Genomic DNA, 1,275 nt, shown 5'->3' with positions numbered 1-1,275 from the left:
CGCAGTACATAGACCGGCATCAACATTGACATTTACTGTGGCTGGACAACTGATTGTTGGATCTATATTATCGGTTACGGTTACCGTTTGTGTACAGGTAGCTGTATTCCCAGAACTGTCCGTTACTGTCCAGGTGATTGTCGTATCTCCTATCGGGAAAACTCCCGGTGCATCGTTTGTTACACTGGCCACTGCACAATTATCTGAAGTGGTTGGAGTGCCTAAAGCAACACTACTTGCGGTACATAGACCTGCATCAACAGTAACATTTACTGTGGCCGGACAACTGATTGTTGGATCAATATTATCCGTTACCGTTACCGTTTGTGTACAGGTAGCTGTATTTCCTGAACTGTCCGTTACTGTCCAGGTGATTGTCGTATCTCCTAATGGGAAAACTCCGGGTGCATCGTTTGTTACACTGGCCACTGCACAATTATCTGAAGTGGTTGGTGTACCTAAAGCAACACTACTTGCAGTACATAAACCAGCATCTACAGTAACATTTACTGTGGCTGGACAACTGATCGTTGGATCGATGTTATCCGTCACGGTTACCGTTTGTGTACAGGTAGCTGTGTTTCCAGAACTATCCGTTACCGTCCAGGTTACTGTCGTATCTCCTATCGGGAAAACTCCTGGTGCATCATTGGTTGTACTGGCTACAGCACAATTATCTCCTGTAGTTGGCGTACCTAAAGCAACACTACTCGCAGTACATAAGCCTGCATCTACATTGACATTTACTGTGGCTGGACAACTGATCGTTGGATCGATGTTATCCGTCACGGTTACCGTTTGAGTACAGGTAGCTGTATTTCCTGAACTGTCCGTTACTGTCCAGGTCACTGTTGTATCTCCTAATGGGAAAACTCCAGGTGCATCATTGGTTGTACTGGCTACTGCACAATTATCTGAAGTGGTAGGTGTACCTAAAGCTACACTACTCGCTGTACATAATCCAGCATCAACATTTACGTTTACTGTGGCTGGACAACTAATCGTTGGATCAATATTGTCGGTTACCGTTACAGTCTGAGTACAGGTCGCTGTATTTCCTGAGCTATCCGTGACTGTCCAGGTCACTGTCGTATCTCCTAATGGGAAAACTCCCGGTGCATCATTGGTTGTACTGGCTACTGCACAATTATCTCCTGTAGTAGGTGTACCTAAAGCTACACTACTCGCTGTACATAAACCAGCATCAACATTGACGTTTACTGTGGCTGGACAACTGATTGTTGGATCTATATTATCAGTCACTGTTACCGTTTG

Annotated in this window: 1 protein-coding gene; it reads right to left on the bottom strand. The window is 45.0% G+C overall.

Translation table 11 applies throughout. The features are described 5' to 3' along the window. The coding region (locus DG435_RS09105) for an HYR domain-containing protein (protein WP_159098253.1) at window positions 1–1,275 on the bottom strand (1,275 nt) is incomplete at both ends.

Source organism: Aquimarina sp. Aq78 (genome assembly GCF_900299525.1).
Taxonomy (GTDB): Bacteria; Bacteroidota; Bacteroidia; order Flavobacteriales; family Flavobacteriaceae; genus Aquimarina.
The sequence above is the reverse complement of the archived record's forward strand: the minus strand, read 5'-3'. Positions and strand labels throughout refer to the sequence as shown.